The 20,125-nt window shown below is 73.0% G+C and carries 18 protein-coding genes; 10 read left to right on the forward strand and 8 right to left on the reverse strand.

Going from position 1 to position 20,125, the window contains the following annotated elements; genetic code table 11:
- Window positions 1-3 precede the first annotated feature (3 nt).
- The 4 genes from ABZ321_RS42025 to ABZ321_RS42040 all read left to right on the forward strand — a co-directional run bounded on the left by ABZ321_RS42025 (window position 4) and on the right by ABZ321_RS42040 (window position 5,159).
- On the forward strand, window positions 4-1,215 hold the full coding sequence (locus ABZ321_RS42025) for a DUF6596 domain-containing protein (RefSeq protein ID WP_354901292.1): 1,212 nt from the start codon (window positions 4-6) through the stop codon (window positions 1,213-1,215).
- A gap of 9 nt (window positions 1,216-1,224) precedes the next feature.
- Window positions 1,225-1,632 (forward strand): DUF1801 domain-containing protein, encoded by a 408-nt coding sequence (locus tag ABZ321_RS42030; RefSeq protein ID WP_354901294.1) that lies wholly within the window; start codon window positions 1,225-1,227, stop codon window positions 1,630-1,632.
- 85 nt (window positions 1,633-1,717) lie between these two features.
- Window positions 1,718-3,334, forward strand: a complete 1,617-nt coding sequence (locus tag ABZ321_RS42035) for a M4 family metallopeptidase (RefSeq protein WP_344502209.1) — start codon at window positions 1,718-1,720, stop codon at window positions 3,332-3,334.
- A gap of 334 nt (window positions 3,335-3,668) precedes the next feature.
- Window positions 3,669-5,159 (forward strand): LLM class flavin-dependent oxidoreductase, encoded by a 1,491-nt coding sequence (locus tag ABZ321_RS42040; protein ID WP_354901295.1) that lies wholly within the window; start codon window positions 3,669-3,671, stop codon window positions 5,157-5,159.
- Window positions 5,160-5,201: 42 nt separating this feature from the next.
- Here ABZ321_RS42040 and ABZ321_RS42045 read toward each other — a convergent pair whose 3' ends face one another.
- Entirely contained in the window at window positions 5,202-6,029 is an 828-nt protein-coding gene (locus ABZ321_RS42045; RefSeq protein ID WP_344502212.1) for a transglutaminase domain-containing protein, read from the reverse strand.
- Window positions 6,030-6,052: 23 nt separating this feature from the next.
- Here ABZ321_RS42045 and ABZ321_RS42050 point away from each other — a divergent pair, with 23 nt between their 5' ends.
- A complete protein-coding gene (locus tag ABZ321_RS42050) occupies window positions 6,053-6,856 on the forward strand; it encodes an alpha/beta fold hydrolase (protein WP_354901297.1) in 804 nt (267 codons plus the stop codon).
- On the opposite strand, the gene ABZ321_RS42055 is transcribed toward ABZ321_RS42050, so the two are convergent.
- Window positions 6,834-7,841 (reverse strand): serine hydrolase, encoded by a 1,008-nt coding sequence (locus ABZ321_RS42055; protein WP_354901299.1) that lies wholly within the window; start codon window positions 7,839-7,841, stop codon window positions 6,834-6,836. The two genes, ABZ321_RS42050 and ABZ321_RS42055, sit on opposite strands and share 23 nt — an antisense overlap.
- A 107-nt stretch (window positions 7,842-7,948) precedes the next feature.
- Here ABZ321_RS42055 and ABZ321_RS42060 point away from each other — a divergent pair, with 107 nt between their 5' ends.
- A complete protein-coding gene (locus ABZ321_RS42060; RefSeq protein ID WP_354901301.1) occupies window positions 7,949-9,007 on the forward strand; it encodes a nuclear transport factor 2 family protein in 1,059 nt (352 codons plus the stop codon).
- On the opposite strand, the gene ABZ321_RS42065 is transcribed toward ABZ321_RS42060, so the two are convergent.
- Complete coding sequence (locus tag ABZ321_RS42065) at window positions 8,977-10,332, reverse strand: diguanylate cyclase (protein WP_344502216.1); 1,356 nt, start codon at window positions 10,330-10,332, stop codon at window positions 8,977-8,979. The genes ABZ321_RS42060 and ABZ321_RS42065 overlap by 31 nt on opposite strands.
- Window positions 10,333-10,362: 30 nt before the next feature.
- A complete protein-coding gene (locus ABZ321_RS42070; protein WP_354901303.1) occupies window positions 10,363-11,703 on the reverse strand; it encodes an extracellular solute-binding protein in 1,341 nt (446 codons plus the stop codon).
- A gap of 473 nt (window positions 11,704-12,176) precedes the next feature.
- Here ABZ321_RS42070 and ABZ321_RS42075 point away from each other — a divergent pair, with 473 nt between their 5' ends.
- The 3 genes from ABZ321_RS42075 (at window position 12,177) to ABZ321_RS42085 (ending at window position 15,753) form a co-directional block, all read left to right on the forward strand.
- The gene (locus tag ABZ321_RS42075; RefSeq protein ID WP_344502218.1) at window positions 12,177-12,710 is read left to right on the forward strand and encodes a C40 family peptidase; all 534 of its coding nucleotides are present in this window, start codon (window positions 12,177-12,179) and stop codon (window positions 12,708-12,710) included.
- A gap of 81 nt (window positions 12,711-12,791) precedes the next feature.
- The gene (locus tag ABZ321_RS42080) at window positions 12,792-14,819 is read left to right on the forward strand and encodes a methyl-accepting chemotaxis protein (RefSeq protein WP_354901305.1); all 2,028 of its coding nucleotides are present in this window, start codon (window positions 12,792-12,794) and stop codon (window positions 14,817-14,819) included.
- Window positions 14,820-14,877: 58 nt separating this feature from the next.
- Window positions 14,878-15,753, forward strand: coding sequence for a superoxide dismutase (locus ABZ321_RS42085; protein ID WP_354901307.1), 876 nt, complete (start codon window positions 14,878-14,880; stop codon window positions 15,751-15,753).
- Window positions 15,754-15,831: 78 nt separating this feature from the next.
- Here the strand turns inward: ABZ321_RS42085 and ABZ321_RS42090 are convergent, their stop codons facing one another.
- The 4 genes from ABZ321_RS42090 to ABZ321_RS42105 all read right to left on the reverse strand — a co-directional run bounded on the left by ABZ321_RS42090 (window position 15,832) and on the right by ABZ321_RS42105 (window position 18,894).
- The gene (locus ABZ321_RS42090; protein WP_344502222.1) at window positions 15,832-16,347 is read right to left on the reverse strand and encodes an LURP-one-related family protein; all 516 of its coding nucleotides are present in this window, start codon (window positions 16,345-16,347) and stop codon (window positions 15,832-15,834) included.
- 19 nt (window positions 16,348-16,366) lie between these two features.
- Window positions 16,367-17,119 (reverse strand): methyltransferase domain-containing protein, encoded by a 753-nt coding sequence (locus ABZ321_RS42095; protein WP_354901310.1) that lies wholly within the window; start codon window positions 17,117-17,119, stop codon window positions 16,367-16,369.
- 3 nt (window positions 17,120-17,122) lie between these two features.
- A complete protein-coding gene (locus ABZ321_RS42100) occupies window positions 17,123-17,680 on the reverse strand; it encodes an SET domain-containing protein-lysine N-methyltransferase (RefSeq protein ID WP_354901312.1) in 558 nt (185 codons plus the stop codon).
- A gap of 164 nt (window positions 17,681-17,844) precedes the next feature.
- The gene (locus ABZ321_RS42105) at window positions 17,845-18,894 is read right to left on the reverse strand and encodes a WD40 repeat domain-containing protein (RefSeq protein ID WP_354901314.1); all 1,050 of its coding nucleotides are present in this window, start codon (window positions 18,892-18,894) and stop codon (window positions 17,845-17,847) included.
- Between the two features lie 185 nt (window positions 18,895-19,079).
- On the opposite strand from ABZ321_RS42105, the gene ABZ321_RS42110 reads away from it, so the two are divergent.
- Window positions 19,080-20,125, forward strand: a 1,046-nt coding sequence (locus ABZ321_RS42110) for a hypothetical protein (RefSeq protein WP_354901316.1), incomplete at its 3' end; no start/stop codon positions are given.

Below are 20,125 nucleotides of genomic sequence, written 5' to 3' on the forward strand. Positions count from 1 at the left end.
CCGGTGAAGGACTCCGTCGAGGACCTGCTGCGCGAGCTGGCGCCGCAGGTCCTCGGCGCGCTCGCCCGCCGGTTCGGCGACTTCTGCGCCGCGGAGGACGCCACACAGGAGGCGCTGCTCGCCGCCGCCACACACTGGGACGAGATCCCCGACAACCCGCGGGGCTGGCTGATCCAGACCGGTTCGCGGAAGCTGCTCGACCAGCTGCGGGCCGACCAGGCCAGACGGCGGCGCGAGGTGCTCGCCGTCGAGCCGCCGCCGGTGGTGTACGAGCGGGACGACACCCTGACCGTGCTGTTCCTGTGCTGCCATCCGGCGCTCACCGAGGCGTCGGCGATCGCGCTGACGCTGCGGGCCGTCGGCGGGCTGACCACGGGTGAGATCGCCCGGGCGTTCCTGGTGCCGGAGGCGACGATGGGCCAGCGGATCAGCCGCGCGAAGCAGAAGGTCCGCTCCCTCGACGCGCCGTTCCGGATGCCGGAGCGGCCGGAGTGGGCGTCCAGGCTGCGATCGGTGCTCCAGGTGCTCTATCTGATCTTCAACGAGGGGTACGCCGGCGGTGGCGGCGAGCTCGTCCGCGTCGACCTGTCCGCCGAGGCGATCCGGCTCGCCCGGATGCTGCGCGCGCTGCTGCCCGACGACGGTGAGGTCGCGGGGTTGCTGGCGCTGATGCTGCTCACCGACGCCCGGCGGCCCGCCCGCGTCGACGCCGCCGGTGACCTGGTGCCGCTCGCCGAGCAGGACCGGCGGCGGTGGCTGCGGCCGCTGATCGTGGAGGGCACCGCCGTGCTCGACGCGGCGTTCCGCGCCGGCGCGGTCGGGCCGTTTCAGCTGCAGGCCGCGATCGCCGCCCTGCACGACCGGGCGGCGAGCACGCAGGACACCGACTGGCCGCAGATCCTCGCCCTGTACGGGCTGCTGGAGCGCATGACCGCGAATCCGGTCGTCGCGCTGAACCGGGCGGTCGCGGCCGCGATGGTGGACGGCCCGGCGGAGGGGCTGCGGCTGCTGGCGGCCCTGGACGGACGCCTGCCGGGCAGCCACCGGCTCGACGCGGTCCGCGGCCACCTGCACGAGCTGGCCGGTGACGCCGCGGCGGCGGCCGGGCACTACCGGGCGGCGGCGTCGGCCACGGCGAGCATCCCGGAGCGGCGGTACCTGACGATGCGTGCCGCGCGGCTCAACGCCGGCGGAAATGTCGTACCCGGGTCGTAGCGTGTGCGCATGGCAGACACGAACCAGACGGTGGCGGGCGACGGTGATGTCGGCGAGTTCGTCGAGGGGGTGGCCGACGAGCGGCGGCGCGGGGAGGCGCGGCAGCTCGTCGCGCTGATGGGCGCGGTGACGGGCGAGCCGGCGGTGCTGTGGGGCAAGGCGATCGTCGGCTTCGGCTCGCGGCACTACCGCTATGACTCGGGCCGGGAGGGCGACATTCCGGCGGTGAGCTTCTCGCCGCGCAAGGCGCAGACGGTGCTGTATCTGACCGGCGGGGTGGATGCGTATCAGGACCTGCTGGGCCGGCTCGGGCCGCACACGACCGGCAAGGGCTGCCTCTACATCAAGCGTGTCGATGCCGTCGACGACGCCGTCTTACGCGAGATCGTGGGTCGTTCGTTCCACATGACCTTGTAGCAAGGGGTTCACGAGACATTCATACCCTGATATACGTCGATGCGTGACGTCACCCGTCACGGATGGACCCACTCAGGGAGGGCCAGTGAGAAGAAGCTTCGCGGCGCTGATCGGCGCCGTGCTTGTCGTGCCCGCGACGGCCACCGCCGCGTTCGCGGGACCCGTCGGCTCCGGCGGACCGGCCGTCGAGGTGTCCGGCGGCTCGGCCGGCTCGGCCACCGTCGACCGGGCGCTGCGGCTGCACGGTGCCGACGCGAAGGTCGCGTCCGGTGACGCGTTCAAGGTCTACCGCGCCGAGGTGGAGGCCGGCGGCGCCGCCCACGTGCGTTACACCCGCACGTATCACGGGCTGCGCGTCTACGGCGGCGACGTCGTCGTGCACACCGACGCCAAGGGCGCCTACGCGGGCACGTCCAACAGCCTCGACGCGCCGCTGCGGATCTCCGTCACCCCGTCCGTCGCGGCGGTCGCCGCGCAGCGCACCGCCAAGGCCGCGTTCGCCGGCAGCGTGACCGCCACCCGCGCGCCGCAGCTCATGGTCGACGCCTCCAGCGGCACGGGGCGGCTCGCGTGGGAGAGTGTCGTGGAGGGCTGGGCGCCGGACGGGCAGACCCCGTCCGTGCTGCACGTCGTCACCGACGCGACCAGCAACGAGGTCCTCGGCACGTGGGACGAGATCGAGACCGTGGCCGGCACCGGCAAGACCATCTACTCCGGCAACGTCAGCATCGACACGACGCTGAGCGGCAGCACGTATCGGATGAGCGACCCCTCGCACGGCAACAACACCGCCTGCGACATGAACAACACCACCTCCGGCACGTGCACCGTCTTCACCGATGCCGACAACACGTGGGGCACCAACGCCAACAGCAACCGGCAGTCCGCCGGCGCGGACGCCTACTTCGGCGCCGCGAAGACGTTCGACTACTTCAAGAACGTGCACGGCCGCAACGGCATCTTCGGTAACGGCGCCGGCGTGCCGTCGCGGGTGCACTACGGCAACGCGTATGTCAACGCGTTCTGGAACGGCTCGCAGATGACCTACGGCGACGGCTCCGGCAACGCGCGGCCGCTGGTCTCCCTCGACGTCGCCGGCCACGAGATGAGCCACGGCGTCACCGCCAACATCGTCTCCGGCGGCCTCACCTACTCCGGCGAGTCCGGCGGTCTCAACGAGGCCACCAGTGACATCTTCGGCTCGATGGTCGAGTTCTACGCCAACACCGCCAGCGACCCGGGCGACTACCAGATCGGCGAGAAGATCAACATCCGGGGCAACGGGACGCCGCTGCGGTACATGTACAACCCGTCGCTGGACGGCTCGTCGCACAGCTGCTGGTCCACCAGCACCAAGAACGTCGACGTGCACTACTCGTCGGGCCCGGCGAACCACTTCTTCTTCAACCTCGCCAACGGCACCGGCAGCACCGCCTACGGCACCTCCCCGGTCTGCGGCTCCGCCCCCGCCGTCACCGGCATCGGCCGGTCGAAGGCCGAGCTGATCTGGTTCCGCGCCGTGAACCTGTACTTCACGTCCAACACGTCCTACGTCAACACCGCCAACCCGGGCAACACGGCCCGCGCCTACTCGCTGCGCGCCGCCGCCGACCTGTACGGCAACTGCTCCACCGAGTACAAGGCGGTCAAGGCCGCCTGGACCGCGGTCAACGTCGCCGGTAACGACGCCGCCTGCCCGTAGCGGGCAGCGTTTCAAGTCCGACGTCGAGACAGGGCCCGGCCATGCGGATGGCCGGGCCCTGTCCCGTCACGGGGCTCGCGCCTGTCGATGACTCCCTTGCGCTGGCGATCTACCGCCGTTCCCGGTTCGTGCCGCTGGTGCCGGGGCCGGGTGGGGGATCGCTTCCGGGCGCTCGCGGAGGTTGCCGGGAGCGTCGCCCGAGTCGGTCGCCGACGCTCCGCCATCTGCCTGTGAAAGGGTGGGACCGGGGGCGGGACGCACTTCGCGGCGCCGGCCGGGTGCGTCCGGTCACACGAAGCGAACGCCCCAATCGTCTGTGTGGCAGAATATCTGCATGACCGACTACGGGCACGAGCTGCGCTTCGGGACGTTCCTGCCTGCCGAGGCGGCGACCGCCACGGAGACGCTCCGGCTCGCCCGGCTCACGGAGGAGCTCGGCCTCGACCTGACCAGTGTGCAGGACCATCCGTACCAGGCGCGGTTCCTGGACGCGTGGACGCTGCTGTCCGTCGTCGCGGCGCAGACCAGCACGCTCACCGTCTTCCCCAACGTCGCCAACCTGCCGCTGCGCCCGCCGGCCGTCCTCGCCCGGGCCGCCGCCAGCCTCGACGTCCTCACCGGCGGCCGGGTCGAGCTCGGCCTCGGCGCCGGCGCCTTCTGGGACGCGATCGCCGGCATGGGCGGCGAGGTGCTGACCCCCGGCGCGTCGCTCGAGGCCCTGGAGGAGGCCGTCGACGTCATCCGGGCGCTGTGGAGCACCGAGCGCAGCGCCCGCGTCGACGGCACCCACTACCGCCTGCGCGGCGCCCACCCCGGCCCGCCGGCCGCCCACCCGATCGGCATCTGGATCGGCGGTGTCAAGCCACGCATGCTGCGCCTCGTCGGCCGGCTCGCCGACGGGTGGCTGCCGAGCGCCCCGTACGTGCCGCCACCGCAGCTGGCCGAGGCGAACCGGCGCATCGACGACGCCGCCACCGCGGCCGGCCGCTCCCCGGGCGACATCCGCCGCCTGTACAACGTGGCCCCCGGTCAGGCGCCCCTCGCCGGGCACCCGAGGACGTGGGCGGCGCAGCTGGCCGACCTGGCGCTGGGGGAGGGGATGAGCACCTTCGTCCTGATGGTGCAGGCGGGCGGGGACGGTGTGCTCCGCACGTTCGCCGAGGACGTGGTGCCGGATACCCGCCGTCTCGTGGCCGCGGCCCGTGGCGCCACCGACGCGCCCGCGCCGGCCGCCGCGCCGGAGGTGGTGTCCGTGGCGGCGGCGGGCGAGGTGTCGGGGGCGGTCGCGCTGTGGGACGAGTCGCAGCGGCCGGTGGGGCCCGTGCCCGGGACGCCGCTCACCGCCGCGCAGCGGGCGTCCGGGCAGCACCTGGTCGACGTGCACGACCACCTCCGCCAGGAGCTGGAGCAGCTGCGGGACCTGGTCGAGCAGGTCGCCGCGGGCGGCATGGACGTCGGCCGGGCCCGGTCGATGATCAACACGATGACGATGCGGCAGAACGCCTGGACCCTCGGCACGTACTGCGAGAGCTACTGCCGGGTCGTCACCACCCACCACACCATCGAGGACGTGAACCTCTTCCCGCGCCTGCGCGCCGCCGACCCGCGCCTCGTCCCGGTCGTCGACCGGCTGGAGGCCGAGCACCACGTGATCGCCGACGTGCTCGAGCGGGTCGACGCCGCCCTCGTCGCCATGGTGTCGCGGCCCGACGGCATCGCCGACGTCCGCAAGGCCGTCGACCTGCTCGGCGACACGCTGCTGTCGCACCTCGCCTATGAGGAGCGCGAGCTGGTCGACCCGATCGGCCGTCTCGGCCTCTTCTGACGCATCTTTTGACAACGCCCGCGGGGGCCCGACCGCGGGACGTCAGAGGTCGACCCAGGCGTCCAGGCCGCTCGGGGAGACGCAGTGGACGCGGCCGCCCGGGTGCAGGGCGGGGTCGGCGGCGTACCGGTCGGCGAGCTCCCGCTCCGCCTCGACGGCGCCCGCGTCGGCGGCGAGCAGCCGCTCGGCGACCCAGTCGGCGAGCTCCTCGTCGACCTCACCCCACTCGTCCCACAGCAGCAGCTCGTCGCGCTGGCGGTGGGCGAGCTCGTGGCGGACCTGGTCGAGCAGGAAGCGGTGGCCGCGGTACGGGCCGACCGGATCCGCGCCGAAGTTGTCGGCGTCGATCTCCTCGCGGCGGTGCGCGGTCCACGCCTCGGCCGCGGTGATGAACTCCCGCACGTCGAAGGTGTCGACGTCGGTCGAGGCGGGGTCGAGCTGGGCGTCGACGCGGACCCAGCGCTCGCCGTTCCAGTACTCGGCGACCACGTGGTCGTAGTGGAACGCGTCGCCGAAGTAGCCGGCGAAACCGATCCGGCTGCGGGCGGCTACCCCGCGGTGGCGCAGCGCGGCGACGGTGAGCAGGGTGAAGTCGCGGGCGCAGCCGACGACGCGGGTCTTCGGCTCGCGGGGCGCGCCGAGCGGGCGGGTGTGCCGGGACCGGTCCGCGGCGAGCATCCGCGACACCCACCGCGAGTCGACCTCGGCAAGTCGAACGCCGGAGAACGACAGGCCCTGCGCGAAGTAGTGCACGACGACGTTGCGCACGACGCTGACCAGGCCGGGGATGTCCGTCGGCAAATGGTTGAGCAGCGCGGAGTACGGACCCGGGTCACTGAAGGCGGACTGCGACCGGTACCGATCGACCATGCGCCTCAATGTACCGTCACCCGATGCGCATCGACGTTCGCGGGTTGACCTTCGAGGTGCACGCAAAGGGTCCCGCGGACGGCCCGCCGGTCCTGCTGCTGCACGGGTTTCCACAGGACAGCCGCGAGTGGGACGGCATCACCGGCGGGCTGCACGACGCCGGCCTGCGCACCTTCGCCCTCGACCAGCGCGGCTACTCCCCGGACGCCCGGCCGGACGGCAAGCGGGCCTACCGGATGGCCGAGTGCGTCGCCGACGTCGTCGCCGTGCTCGACGCGCTCGGGCTGCCCGACGCGCACGTCGTCGGGCACGACTGGGGCGCGGTGGTCGCGTGGCAGGTCGCGGCCCGGCACCCGGACCGGGTCCGGACGCTGACCGCCGTGTCCGTGCCGCACCCTGTGGCGTACGCGACCTCGGTCAAGCGCGACGTCGCGCAGACGCTCAAGTCGGCGTACATGCTGTTCTTCCGCACGCCGTGGCTGCCGGAGCGGCTGCTGTCGGCCCGCGGTGGCGCGCTGCTGCGCAGGATCGCCGGCGGTCACCCCACCACGGAGCCGGACAACCTGACGGGTGCGCTCAACTGGTACAGGGCGATCTCCGGCCACGACCTCAAGGGACTGGGACCGGTCACGGTGCCGACGACGTTCGTCTGGAGCGACGGCGACGTGGCGATCTCCGGTCACGCCGCCCGCCGGTGCGCGGCCTTCGTGACCGGAGACTTCCGCTTCGTGACCCTGCGTGGCGTCAGCCACTGGATCCCCGACGAGGCACCCGGGCCCCTGCTGGAGGCGGTGCTGGAGCGGGTCAGCCCCCGTCCACCGCGGTGAAGGGCTTCAGCGGTTGCTTCGCCGCGATCGCCGGCACCGTGACCCGCTCGACCACGTCGAACATGGCCCGGCCGAGCACCGCGTGCGCCTCGACGGCGGGGTGCGTCGCGCCGTAGTTGTCGAGGTCGCCGAGGCCCTCGGCGAACAGCCCGTAGACGAGGGCGGGCGCGCCGTCGGCGCCGAACATGATCCCGGCCTCGTGCCGGGACGCGCCGAGGGTGTTGAAGTCCTGGCCGTACTTGGACGCGACCCGGCTGCGCTCCGCCGAGGACATGTTGCGCCGGATCCCGTCGTGGTAGCCGTTGATCCAGCGCAGGATGCCCAGCAGGAAGTCGCAGGAGGCGGGCTTCAGCAGCGTCTTCGTTGCCAGGCGCCACAGCAGGTCGTGGATCTCGCGGGGCGTGGTGTCGCCGAGGAAGAACCGGTTCGGGTTCGCGACCGGCTCGACCCTGGTGTGGGTGAAGCCCTTCGCGGCGAGGATCTCGTTGATCTCCAGGGCCGGCACGACCCGGCCGCACATGCGCACCGCGGTGTTGTCGGAGACGAGCAGCATCGCGGTGAGGAAGTTGGCGACCGTGATGTCGTCACCCCACACCGTGTGCAGGAAGTAGATGCCGGTGCCGCCGAGGATGATGTCGGCCTGCAGGTCGAGCTTCTGGTCCAGCCGCAGCTCCCCACGGTCGATCTTGTCCATGACGGCGGTGGCGACGGCGAGCTTCTGCACGCTGTAACCCTTGGTGACGTGGTCGGCGTCGTCCTGGACGACCGGCTGCGGCACCCCGGCCGCGTCGACCAGGGCGATGTGGGCGTGCCAGGTGCCGCCGGCCTTGGCCTTCTGCCGCTCGTACACGCGACGGATGCGCTCGGAGGGTGACCCTGTCGTCGTCGTCGCCGCCTCCGCCGAAGCGGGTGAGCCGACGAGCGGGACGGCCGCGGCCCCGGCGCCGAGCGCGATGGCGGCGCGGCGGGTGAGCTTGTTCGTCATGGTCTGGACGCTAACCACGCGCCATGACCGATTCAACATGACAAATCCCATCTGCTGCGCTTTCAACCTTTGACCGCCCTGCGGCGTCGTCCTTGTAGCGTTTCATCATGGACATAGCGGCGTCCCTCACCGAGGCACTTGAGGCCGTCACGTTCGCCGACCGGGGCGCCGACGAGGTCACCGGGCTGCTCGTCGAGGCGGTCGTGGCGTGGGCCGAGGGGCAGGGCTGGCGGACCTATCGCCGCGCCGCGAGCGTGTTGCCGTTGCCGCCACCGTACGAGCGGCAGCGCTCCGTCCTGGATGTCGCCTGCGCGCGGCCCGGCGGCCCGCCCGTGGTGGTCGAGGTCGACCACGGCGACCGGCAGCGCACCGTCGACAAGCTCGCCGCCGAGGCCGCCGCCGGGCGGGTCGCGATCTGGGTGCGGTGGGGCACCGGCCGGCTCGCCGTCCCGGAGGGGGTGTGCCTGGTGGCGCTGCCGGTGACCGCGCGGGCCGGCCTGCACGGGCGCGGCAGGCTGTTCTCCCGGGTGCCGGACCTGCCGGCCCCGGAGCACACCGCGGGCGGCGGGTCGTACACGGCGGAGGAGCTCGGCGCGAGCGGCGGTTCCGACACGGCGCAGGAGCTCGGCGAGGGTGGCGGGTCATCCACTGTGGAGGAGCGCGGCGCGGGCGGCGGTCCGGACATGGTGGAGGAGCGCGGCGAGGGTGGCGGGTCGTACACGGCGAAGGAGGCCGAACAGGACCCGCCGGCACCGGAGCGCGGTGCGGGCGATGGGTCACCCACCGAGGAGGAGCTGGACAGCGATCTGGCGCTGGTGCTGCGCGCCTACGCCGCGTTCGCGCGGGGTGACATCGACGGCGCGGTGCGGGACCTGGCGCCGGACGTGGACTGGGTCGAGCCGGACGAGTTCCCCGGCGGCGGACACCACCGCGGGCCGGCGGCGGTCGCGGCGTACCTGCGCGACTCCTACGACGGCTGGGGCGAGCTGCACTCCGAGCCGGTCGCGCACCGCCGCGGCGACCAGATCGTGATCGTGCACCGGGTGTGGGGCACGCTCCGCGACGGCACGCCGGCGTCGGCGACGGTCGCGGACGTGTTCACCGTCGAGGACGGCAAGGTCGTGCTGATGATGGCCTACGCGGACCCGGCGGACGCGTTCCGGTAGGCGGCGCGCTGCGGGCACGGGGCGTGGGCGACGCGGCCCTTGCCGCCGGTCTTCGCCGCGTACATGGCGACGTCGGCGTCGTGCATGAGCTCGTCGATCGGGACCTCGCCGTCCCACAGTGACACGCCGACGCTGGCCCGCGGGGTGAGCGTGGCGCCGTTGTGCTCGGTCGGGACCTGCAGCGCGGCGAGCAGGCGGCCGGCGACGGCGTCCACGTCCTCGCGGGCGTCCATGCCGTCGAGCAGGACCGCGAACTCGTCCCCGCCGAGCCGGGCCACGGTGTCGCAGGCGCGGACCCCGGCGAGCAGCCGCTCCGCGACGACGGTGAGCAGGTGGTCCCCGGCGGCGTGCCCGTGCACGTCGTTGACCTGCTTGAAGCCGTCGAGGTCGACGAGCAGCATCGCGACGGGCAGGCCGCTGCGGGCGTTGCCGCGGGCCGCGCCGAGCCGCTCGCGCAGCAGCGCCCGGTTGGCCAGGCCGGTCAGCCCGTCGTGGGAGGCCCGGTGGTGCACCTCCTCGAACACGCCGCGCAGCACGCCGAGCGTCTCGTTGAGCGAGCGCCCCATCTGGCCGACCTCGTCGGCGCGGTCCAGCTCGACCCGGCGGCTGAGATCGCCGCGGGCGACCCTGGCGAGGACGTCGACGACCTCCCGCAGCGGTCTGGAGATGGTGCGGGCGGCGAGCACCGACAGCAGCACCGCGGCGAGCGCGCCGATGGCGAGCAGCAGGCCCATCAGCTGGGCGGTGCGCACGCTGTTGGCCCTGGTCCTGCGGGCACCGTCGTCGACGGCGTCGACGAGCTGGTCGAGGAAGCTGCTGGCCCGGTCCTTGACGGCGCGGGCGATCGCCTCGGAGCGCACCAGCACGACGGAGGCCGCCTTGCGCTGGTCGCCGTCGCGGGCCGCGTCGAGCGCCGCGTCGCGGGCGGTGCGCCACATCGTGATCGTCGCGGCGAAGGAGCGCAGGCTCTCGTGTTCGGCGGCGGACAGCCCGATGACGGTCAGCGCCCGCACGTCGGTGTCGATGGCCTTGTCGGTCTCGGCGATGATCTCCGCGTAGCTGTCCCGGTAGAAGCCGGGCTCCGACAGGATGTACGACAGCACGGACTCCTGCTGGGAGCCGACGGCGGAGCGGACCGCGGTCATCCGCGCCAGGGCGACGACGTTGACCTTGTACTCGTGGTCCTGCTCGGCGACGAGCCGGCGCAGGTTGAGCAGGCCGACGACGCCGGACGCGGTGAAGATCGCGGTGACGACGAGCGACACACTCATGATCTTCGTGGCGATCCGGCGGTCAGCCGTCCAGCGCCGCATCCGGTCGTACACGCCGCTGACATCGGCGCGGGGCGGCGGAAGCTAAGCGGGCCAGGTGGCGTCGACCCGGTGCAACGCGGTTGCCGTGGGGGTGCCCTTCACCCACGCGGTCATCTCGGTCCAGAACGAGCCGGCGCCGACGGTCGCGGGCATCAGGTCGGAGCCGTCGAAGCGGAACGCGACGGCGGGGTCGGCGAGCAGGTCCGCGGACAGCTTCGCCACCGGCGAGGTGAGCAGCGACCGGTCGAGGCCCTTGTTGGCGCTGACGATGTCGCCGCTGACGGCCCGGCGGTCGGCGAACTCGGGGGTGGCCAGGTAGGCGGCGAGCGCCTGGACCTCCGGGCGGTCGGTGAAGGCGCCGGCGAACACCCCGGCGCCGAGGACGGGGCGGCCGGCCCCCGATCCCGCCGCGGGGTCGACCGGCGGCAGGTAGAACGCGAAGATGTCGCCGTCCTCGGTGATCTTCGCGGTCGAGGGCCACCAGGTGCTGTAGAACGACGCCTGCCGGTGCATGGCGCACTCCTGCTGCAGGATCGGCAGGCCGCCCTCCTGGAACGCGGTGGTGGCGACGCTGTCGACGCCGCCGTAGCCGCCGTTGACGTAGGCGGGGTTGCGCAGGATCCCGCCGACGCGGTCGAGCGCGGCGACGACGGCGGGGTCGTCGAACGGGATCCGGTGCTCGACCCACCGGTCGTAGACGTCGGGTCCGGCGGTGCGCAGCAGCGTGTCCTCGAGCCAGTCGGTGACCGGCCAGCCGGTCGCGGCGCCGGACTCGATGCCGGCGCACCACGGCTTCACGCCGTCGGCGGCGATGCGGTCGCTGAGCGTGAGCATCTCGGCCCACGTCTTCGGCACCGTGTAGCCCTTCGCGGCGAAGTACTTCGGCGAGTACCAGACGAAGGACTTCACGTTGGCGTCGACGGGGGCGCCGTACAGGACGCCGTCGACGCTGCCGTAGCGCTTCCAGTCCGCGGAGAACCAGCGGTCGACGTTGGCGACGACCTCGGTGCCGGCGGGCTTGAGGGCGCCGGCGCGGACCATGCTCGTCAGCAGGCCCGGCTGCGGGAAGAGGGCCAGGTCGGGCGCGTCGCCGGCCTTGACCCGGGTGGGCAGCGCGGTCTCGAAGTCCGCGGAGCCCGTGTAGTTGATGGAGATGCCGGTGCACGCCTGGAACGCCTCCCAGGCCTTGGCGAGCTTGTCGGCCTCCACGTCCCGGATCGACGAGGAGACGCTGACGGTGGTGCCGCGGTGGCCCTGGTAGTCCGCGTAGGGCGCGCAGCTGGCGGAGGTGGCCGGTCCGTCGTCGCCACCACCGCCGCAGGCGGCCGCGGCGAGCACGACCGCCATCGCGACACCCCTCCGCAGTGTCCGAAAAATCCCCATGAATGCAGCATATGCGGTTGATTCGGTCAGGTGGGTCCGGTCGCCGTACAGGGTCGGCCGGTCGGCTCCGGGCCGGTCGGCCGTTCGGTACGGACAAATACGGTCATTCCAGGGTGCAGGCGGGCAATCGTGGCTGTGAATGATTTCACGCCCGCCAACGTCGGGCGGATGCTGCGGTTAGCGTCGCCGACGGCCCTCATGACGGCCGGTAACCACATCGTCCGTTTCGCCCGGTACTTCGGGTCCGTCCGGCTTCCGCAGCGGCAGGCATCCCGAGACACGCATGAGAGCACCGGGCCGACAGTGGAGTCATCCTGAACGCACGCCAGCCCCTGCACCGCATCGCGGCCGGCACCGCCGCACTCGCCCTCACCGCCGTCTGGCTCGGCCCCTCGGCCGCCGCGGCCCAACCAGCACCACCGAACGAACTGAGCGTCGACTCGGCCGGCACCCTCGCCGACCAGGAGCTCCAGTTGGCCGCCTACGAGCGGGCCGACAAGGCCTACCGGACGCTGCGGCTGCAGACCCGCACCGCTCCCGGCGCCAACGACGCCGACACCCGCCCCGCGCCCCCGGCGCAGCCCTCGGTCAACGTCGCCAAGCCGGCGCCGAAGACGGCGGCACCGAAGAAGTCGACCGGCTCAGGATCGGGCGGGTCCACCGTGAAGCCGCCCTCCGGCGCCGCCGGGACCGTGGTGTCCTTCGCCCTCGCCCAGGTCGGCAAGCGCTACGTGTACGCCACCTCCGGGCCGAACACGTATGACTGCAGCGGCCTGGTGTCGGCCGCCTACGCCCGGGTCGGGATCAAGCTGCCGCACCAGAGCGAGCAGATCGCCGCCCGCGGACGGCGCGTGCCGTCCGGGCAGTGGATGCCGGGCGACGTCATCCACACCTCCGGGCACGTCGCCATCTACATCGGCGGCGGCAAGGTCGTCGAGGCCGCCAACCCCAGCACCGGTGTGCGCGTCGCGCCGGTGCGGGGCGGCACCGCGTACCGCTTCCTCTGACGTCTCAGGCCCCGCCGGTGCCGATGTACCGGCGGGGCCCGAAACGCTCAACAACCGTCCCGCACCGCCGATGCACCCGGTGTGACCGCTTCTGGACGGCCGGTCCTGCTCGCGCCGGCACTCTGGCTCGCGGACCGGGTCCGCACCAGCACCCGCCTCGCGGTGCTCTGCGTGGTGCTGCTGATCCCCGGCCTGGGCGCCACCTGGGCGTACACCGGATCCGTCAACCACCAGATCGACCTCACCGGCGCCGAGGTCGACGGCGCCGAGGTGGTCCATCCGGCGCTGGACGCGATGGCCGACCTCGCCGCCGGCCGCACCCCGGACCTGGGCCGGCTGCGCACCGAGGTCGCCGGCCACCCGCGCCTGGGCCTGTCGGACGAGATGAACGCCGTCACCGCCGCCCAGGGGAAGCTGCCGGCGGCCGAGGCCATCGCCGCGCTCATCACCGAGGCCGGCAACACGTCCAACCTCACCCTCGACCCGGACCTCGACACGGCCCACGTCGCGGGCATCCTGATCGGGCTGCTGCCCGAGGCGATCCTGGCGGCCACCGGCGCGGCGGCCCAGGACACCTCCGCACCCCACAACGACCGCGTCGCGGCCCAGGCCGTCCTGGCCGGCACCCTCGACGGCACCGCCGGCGAGATCCGCGAGGCGGTGCAGACCGCGACCCGCGACACCGGCGACGCGTCGCTCGCACAGCGGCTCACCACGCTCGGCGCCGCCGCGGACGCCGTCGAGGCGCTCGGCGCCACCCTCACCGCCAAGCTCACCGAGCCGGGCCCGACCGCGTTCGACGGCGCCGCGGCCGTCGTCGCCGCCGTCGAACCGGCCATCGCCGCCCTGAACCGGCTGCTCGGCACCCGGCTCGACCACCTGCGCCAGGACCGGCTGATCAACCTCACCGCCACCACCGCCGGCCTCGTCATCGCGCTGTGGCTCGCCGCGGCCGTCTGGTGGCGCACCCGCCACGACGTGAACCTCGCCTGCGACGGCGTCGTCGCCACCGCCGACGGAGACCTCGCCGAGCGGGAACTGCCCGACGGGCGCGACGAGCTCGGCGACCTCGGCCGGGCCCTGCGCAAGGCCCGCGGCCGCCTCGCCGAGCAGGACGCGGAGCTGCGCCAGGCCCAGCACGTCCGGGAGGAACAGCTGCACGCGTCGTTCGAACAGCAGCGGGAGGCACAGCGGCAGCTCCGCGAACGCGCCCAGGGAGTCGTCGACGAGTCCGTCGGCGAGATCTCCCGCGAGCTGCGCGACGTCCGCGCGCAGGTCGACGCCGTCCGCGACGCCGCCCGCACCATCGACGAGCGGGTCACCGAGGCCGACCACGCCACCGCGTCCGTCGTCGAGCGGGCCCGCCGCGCCGAACAGGTCGTCGCCGCGCTCGGCGAGAGCCTCCGCCAGGTCGACGGCACCACCCAGCTCATCGCCGGCATCGCGGCGCAGACCCGGCTGCTCGCCCTCAACGCCACCATCGAGGCCGCCCGCGCCGGGGAGGCGGGCCGCGGCTTCACCGTCGTCGCCGACGAGGTGAAGGACCTCGCCGGCACGACGGCCCAGTCCACCGAACAGATCGCCGCCACCCTCACCACGCTGGAGCGCAGCGCCGCCGACATGACGAACACGATCGCCGCGATGGTCGCCGGCGTCGGCGGCATCGGCGGTGCGACCGGCGTCCTGCGGCACGTCGCCGTCGACCAGCACAGCGTCGTCGAGGTCCTGGACCGCCAGGTCAACGGCACGATGGAGCGCATCGAGCAGATGTCGGCGCTCGCGGAGAAGCTGGAACGCCGCCACGCCGAACGCATCGCCGCCACCGGCCCCGTCCGCCTCGGCCTCGCCGGCGGGCGCGACGTCGTCTCCGCCCAGCTGCAGGACCTCAGCCACGGCGGCCTGCGCTGCCAGGCCGACGGCACCCTCGACCTGCGCACCGGCGGCACCCTCGACGTCGAGCTCGTGCTCGACGGCACACCCACCCGCCTGCACTGCCAGGTCGTGCACTGCATCGCCCGCGGCCCCCAGACCGAGCTCGGCCTGCAGTTCCTCGCCCCGCCCACGGACACCGTCGAGCGGATCCGCCGGCACATGAACGCGACCAGCTGAATTCGGGGTACACCACGACATGTCGAAATTCCTGCGCGTCACAGCCATCCTGTCCGTGGTGTTGGCGTCTGTACTGATGTCCGCGCCGGCGTCGGCCTCGCCCGTTTCGCCCGCTGTGCTGGATCTCCCCGAAGGGTTCCAGCCCGAGGGCATCGCGACCGGTCCCGGGCCCTTCGCGTACCTCGGCTCCCGCGCGGACGGCCGCATCTACCGCGCCAACCTCGTCACCGGCAAGGGCACCGTGATCAGCCCCGCCGTCGGCACCCCGTCGCTGGGCATGAAGACCGACCAGCGCGGCCGTCTCTTCGTCGCCGGCGGCAACGCCGGCAACGCCCGCGTCATCGACCTGCGCACCGGCGCCGTCCTGCGCTCCTACCAGTTCGCGACCGCGCCCACGTTCGTCAACGATGTCGTGCTCACCCCGCGGGCCGCGTACTTCACCGACTCCAACAAGGCCGTCGTCTACCGGCTGCCGCTCGGGCGCGACGGCTCCCTGCCCGCCACCTTCGAGACGCTGCCGCTCACCGGCGACTTCGTCCTCGACCCGAACGGCCTCAACCTCAACGGCATCACGCAGACCCCGGACGGGCGCGCCCTGATCGCCGTGCAGTCCAGCACCGGCTACCTGTTCCGCATCGACCCCGCGTCCGGCGTCACCGCCCGCATCGGCGACCTGGCCCTCGTCAACGGCGACGGCCTGCTCACGATCGGCCGCACCCTGTACGTCGTGCAGAACCGCCTCAACCTGCTCACCTCGGTGAAACTGTCGAAGGACGGCCGCGCCGGCACCGTCATCGCGTCGGTGACCGACGCCCGCTTCGACGTGCCGACGACGGTCGCGAGGTTCGGCAACCGGCTGTACCTGCCGAACGCCCGCTTCACGACGCCGCCGACGCCGACCACCCCGTACACGGTCGTCGCCGTCCGCCTCTGACCTTGATGTGTGCGGCCTTTGATGTGTGCGGCCTTTGATGTGTGCTGCCGCCACCGGACACCCGGTGGCGGCGGCACGTCAGTCGTCCTGCTGTTCCTTCTTCTTGCGCTCCTCGTCCTTCTCGCGCTGAGTGGCGAGCTCGAGCGCGAGGACCGCGGCGAGGATCAGGACGTGGTTCTCCGAGTCGGCGATGCGCACCGCGTAGCTGTCGCGGATGCTCAGCCAGCGCTTCGACACCGAGGCGACCTCGCGGCCGTCGCGCTCCACCGTGTACTCGTGGTCGAACAGGTCACCGCTCATCGTCAGGTCGCCATCGCCCGGCACGTCGATGGTGAACTTCTCGCGGAACGGCGTGAACAGCTTCTTGCGGACCTCCGCGGCGTCCTCGCCGGCGATCCTGATCTGGTACGTGGGCCGCAGCGCGATCAGCTGCCGGTGGACCGACGCGACCTCGGCGCCGTGGAGGTCCTCGATGACCAGCTTGTCACGCAGGCTCAGCACCTTGCCGTCGACGTGCAGCACCTTGCGGCCCGAGTCGTCGGTGATGTCGAAGTCGTCACCGATGTCGAAGAACCGTTCCTTGATGACATACATGATCCCGATTCTCCTCCGGTCAGGCGTTCCCTGCCCGGCGGGCGAGCGTCACGGTCGTGCGCAGGTCGAGGGTCGTGCCGCCGCCGAGGCCGTCCAGCGTCCGAGCCAGCGCGGCGAGGAGCGTCTCCTGCTCCTGCGGTGTCCTGGCCCGGAACGGGCCGAACGTGCGGACCAGCCGCAGGTACTCCGCCGTGGTCATCGGCAGCTCGCGGCCCATCCGCACCAGCTCCACGCCGGTGAACAGGCCCGCCGCCGCGATGTCGTCCCGCGCCCAGGTGTCGGGCCGTGGCCGCACGCCGTCGTCGGGCACCGACCGGAACGCGGCGTCGATCGCGGCCGCGTGCGCCGGGTCGGCGTACGCGTACCGGTGCCCGAACACGGCAAGGGTCCCGCCGGGCGTGATCGCGTCGAACGCGCGCTTGGCGCGTGTTTGCGGGTCGAGCCAGTGCCACGCCATCGCGCAGCCGAGCAGCGACACCCCGCCCGGCGGTGGCACCCACCGCTCGAACGGCGCCGCCACCACCGTCACCGCGGGAAACCGGGCCTGGAGGACCGCCGCCATCCTCGCGTCCGGCTCGACGCACGTGACCGGTGCCCCCAGCCCGAGCAGCACCGCCGTGCCGTGCCCGGTGCCGGCGCCGATCTCCGCGACCGTCTCCAGTGGACGCTCCATATAGGACGCCATCGCCGGGCCGACCTCCGGCGGGTAGCCCGGCCGGGCGTCGTCGTACACCGCCGCGACCTCACCGAACCGGTTTCCCCGTCCCTGCATGCCTCAGATTTTGTCAGACCCCGGTGGTAGGACTTTGGCATGCGAAGACAGGTCTCTCACGGCGGGCACCCAGTGCTCGCCGTAACGGTGATGGAGGTCGGGCAGCCGCCAGTCGTCGCCGGTCACCGTGCCGCGGCACAGGGTGGAGCCGCAGCCGCACGGCATGGTGAAGCCGGGGGCGGTGGTGCTCGTCGCGTAGTCGTTGGTGAGCTCCTCCCCGGCGTCGATGTCGCGCCGGGCGGCGAGCGTGTAGGCGTCGACCCACCACAGGTTCGGGTCGCAGCTGTGGTTGCCCTTGCCGTTCGGCCTGCCGGGCGGCACCACGAGGTGCAGCGTCCCGCTCACCGTGATCGTGTCGATGTATGGGCTGCCGGGCCGCCGGGCCGCTTCGGCGAGCATGTCGCTGAGCTCGGCCCAGGTCACCAGCCGCCCGCCGAGCCGCGACACCGCGGCGCCCGCGGGGATCCTGGCCCGGGCGAAGAGCCCGTCGCCGGCGATCCCCGACACGCCCACCTCGACGTCGGGGTGCAGCCAGCAGTCGGGTTGGGGAGCGTCCACCATGCCGCAATCCTGCCCCAATTGAGCCAGGGTGCCGCGGCGCGTGTGGATGGGTCGGCGCAGCATGTGTGCGGTGTTCTTCTGTGGACGTCTGCTGTGGACGTCTCCTGCGGACGCGGTGGTGTTCGTCCGCCCCGGGCGGGGCGGTGGCGGGACGGCCCGAGGGGTCATGGCGCCGGGGTGGTGGTGACGTTGTGCCACAGGTGGAGGTGGCCGTTGCCGTCGGCGGCGGCGAGGGTGGTGCCGTCGGGGTGGAAGGCGAGGGCGTTGACGAGGCGGGTGCCGGTGTTCAGGAAGCGGGGGTCGGGGGTGCCTGGCGCGGGGCGCAGCTTGATGATGCCGCTCGCGCAGCCGATGGCGAGCACGTCGCGGCCCCAGGCGAGGGACAGGACCCGGCGGCGGCCGCCCGGGTTGCGGGAGCCGGTCAGGGTGCCGGTGGCGACGTCCCACAGGCGGACCACGCCGCCGAGGCCGCCGGCGGCGAGGGTGGTGCCGTCGGGGGAGTAGGCGAGCGCCATGACCTGGGCGCGGTGCCCGCGCAGGGTGGCGCGGCGGGTGCGTGACGGCACGTCCCACAGCAGCACGGAGCCGTCGAAGCCGGCGCTGGCGAGGGTGCGCCCGTCGGGGGAGAACAGCACCTTCTCGACGTGGCCCGAGTGCCCGGTCAGCACCGCGAGGGGTTCGCCGGTTGCGGCGTCCCACAGTCGCACGGTCAGGTCGATGCTGCCGGTGGCGACGAGCCGGCCGTCCGGCGAGACCGCGGCGGACTTCAGCGGCGCCGTGTGGCCGGACATGGTGGCCAGCTCCGCGCCGGTGGCGGCGTCCCATCGTTGGGCGAGGCCGTCGGCGCTGCCGGTGACGATGCTCCGGCCGTCGGGGGTGAACGCGACCGCCATGACCCAGCCGCCCGGCGCCGGCCGGTCTGCCCCGGTGTCCTCGCCGGTCCGTGCGTCCGCGATCCGCACGGTGCAGTCGGCGCCGCCGGTGGCGACCAGCGTGCCGTCGGGCGAGAAGGCCACCGCGGCCAGCCCGTCCTGCCGCGGGTCCACGGACACGTCCGGCAGGCGGCCCATGCCGCGGTAGGAGTCCTTGACGAGCTTCGGGTAGCCGACGAACCCGAGCAGGAACACGGCCACCCGGCCGGCGGTGGAGTCCAGCTGCGTCATCCACCACACGGCGCCGACCGGCAGGATCACCCCGAATATCACCCCACACATACACAGTGATGCTGATAGTTACGAAGGTGATCGTCAATGGCCGGGAAGAGGTGTCGGACACATCCCGGACAGCAGACACCGGACCGTTGCGCGGGTGCAGGAGAATGGCCCGGGCGTGATCACAGGTAGATCACGTTCACTGGGTGCCGCCAACCGCGCGGCGGGGGGAATGCGTCGGAGGTTGTGTGAGCCCAACTCTCGGCGGGGTGACGGGGCCCGCCCAGCGGGCGACCCTGCCCACAATCCCGCGTCAACGTGTCCAGCCCGACGGTGTTCGTACACCGGCGGCGACGACAAGCCGGAAGACCCGGCTCGTCACGGTCGGGGCGGTCGTCGCCGGCCTGGCGGTCCTGCTCCTCGGCTACCTGCGCATGGCGCGGGCCACCCCCACCAACAGTGACGCCGCCGCCAACGCGCTGCAGGCCTGGGACATGCTGCACGGTGACGTGCTGCTGCGCGGCTGGACGCTCAGTGACGTGTCGTTCTACAGCACGGAGCTGCTGCAGTACGCGCTGATCGAGGTCTTCTTCGGTCTCGACCAGCGCGTCGTGCACGTGGCGTCGGCGACCACCTACCTGCTGCTGATCGTGTTCGCCTCGCTCGCCGCCAAGGGCGACGCGACGGGGCGCGCGGCGTGGGCGAGGGTCGCGGTGGTCGTCGCGACCCTGCTCGTGCCCCAGCCGCACGGCGGGTGGGCGGTCGTGCTGTACGCGCCGGATCACACCGGCACCGCCGTGCCGCTGCTGCTCGCGTGGCTGCTCGTGGACCGCAGGTCGGCGACGCCGCTGCGCCGCTGGTGGCCCGTCGGGGTGCTGGTCGTGCTCGCGCTCGCGCAGGTCGCCGACCCGCTGGCCATGTTCATCGGCGCGGTGCCGCTCGCGCTGGTGAGCGCGGCGCGGCTGATCCGCGGGCGGACCTGGCGCGGCACCGACGCGCACCTGCTCGCCGCCGCCGCCGGGTCGGTCGTGCTCGCGCACGCGCTGCTCGCCCTGGTCTGGTGGGCCGGCGGCTTCTCGGTGCACTCGCCGGTGGCGCGCTTCAGCCCCGCCGCGGAGCTCGGCGACCACGTGGTGACGGCGGTGAACGCGACCGCACACAACTACGGCGCGTACCTGCCGACGCTGGACGGGCCGCTCGCGCTCGCCGCCGGGCTCGTCAACCTGGCGCTGCTGCTGCTCGTCGTGGCCGCGCTCGGCGCGACGGTGGTCCGGTTCTTCCGCACGTCCCCGGT

The organism is Dactylosporangium sp. NPDC006015 (assembly GCF_040614215.1).
In the GTDB taxonomy this organism is placed as follows: domain Bacteria; phylum Actinomycetota; class Actinomycetes; order Mycobacteriales; family Micromonosporaceae; genus Dactylosporangium; species Dactylosporangium maewongense.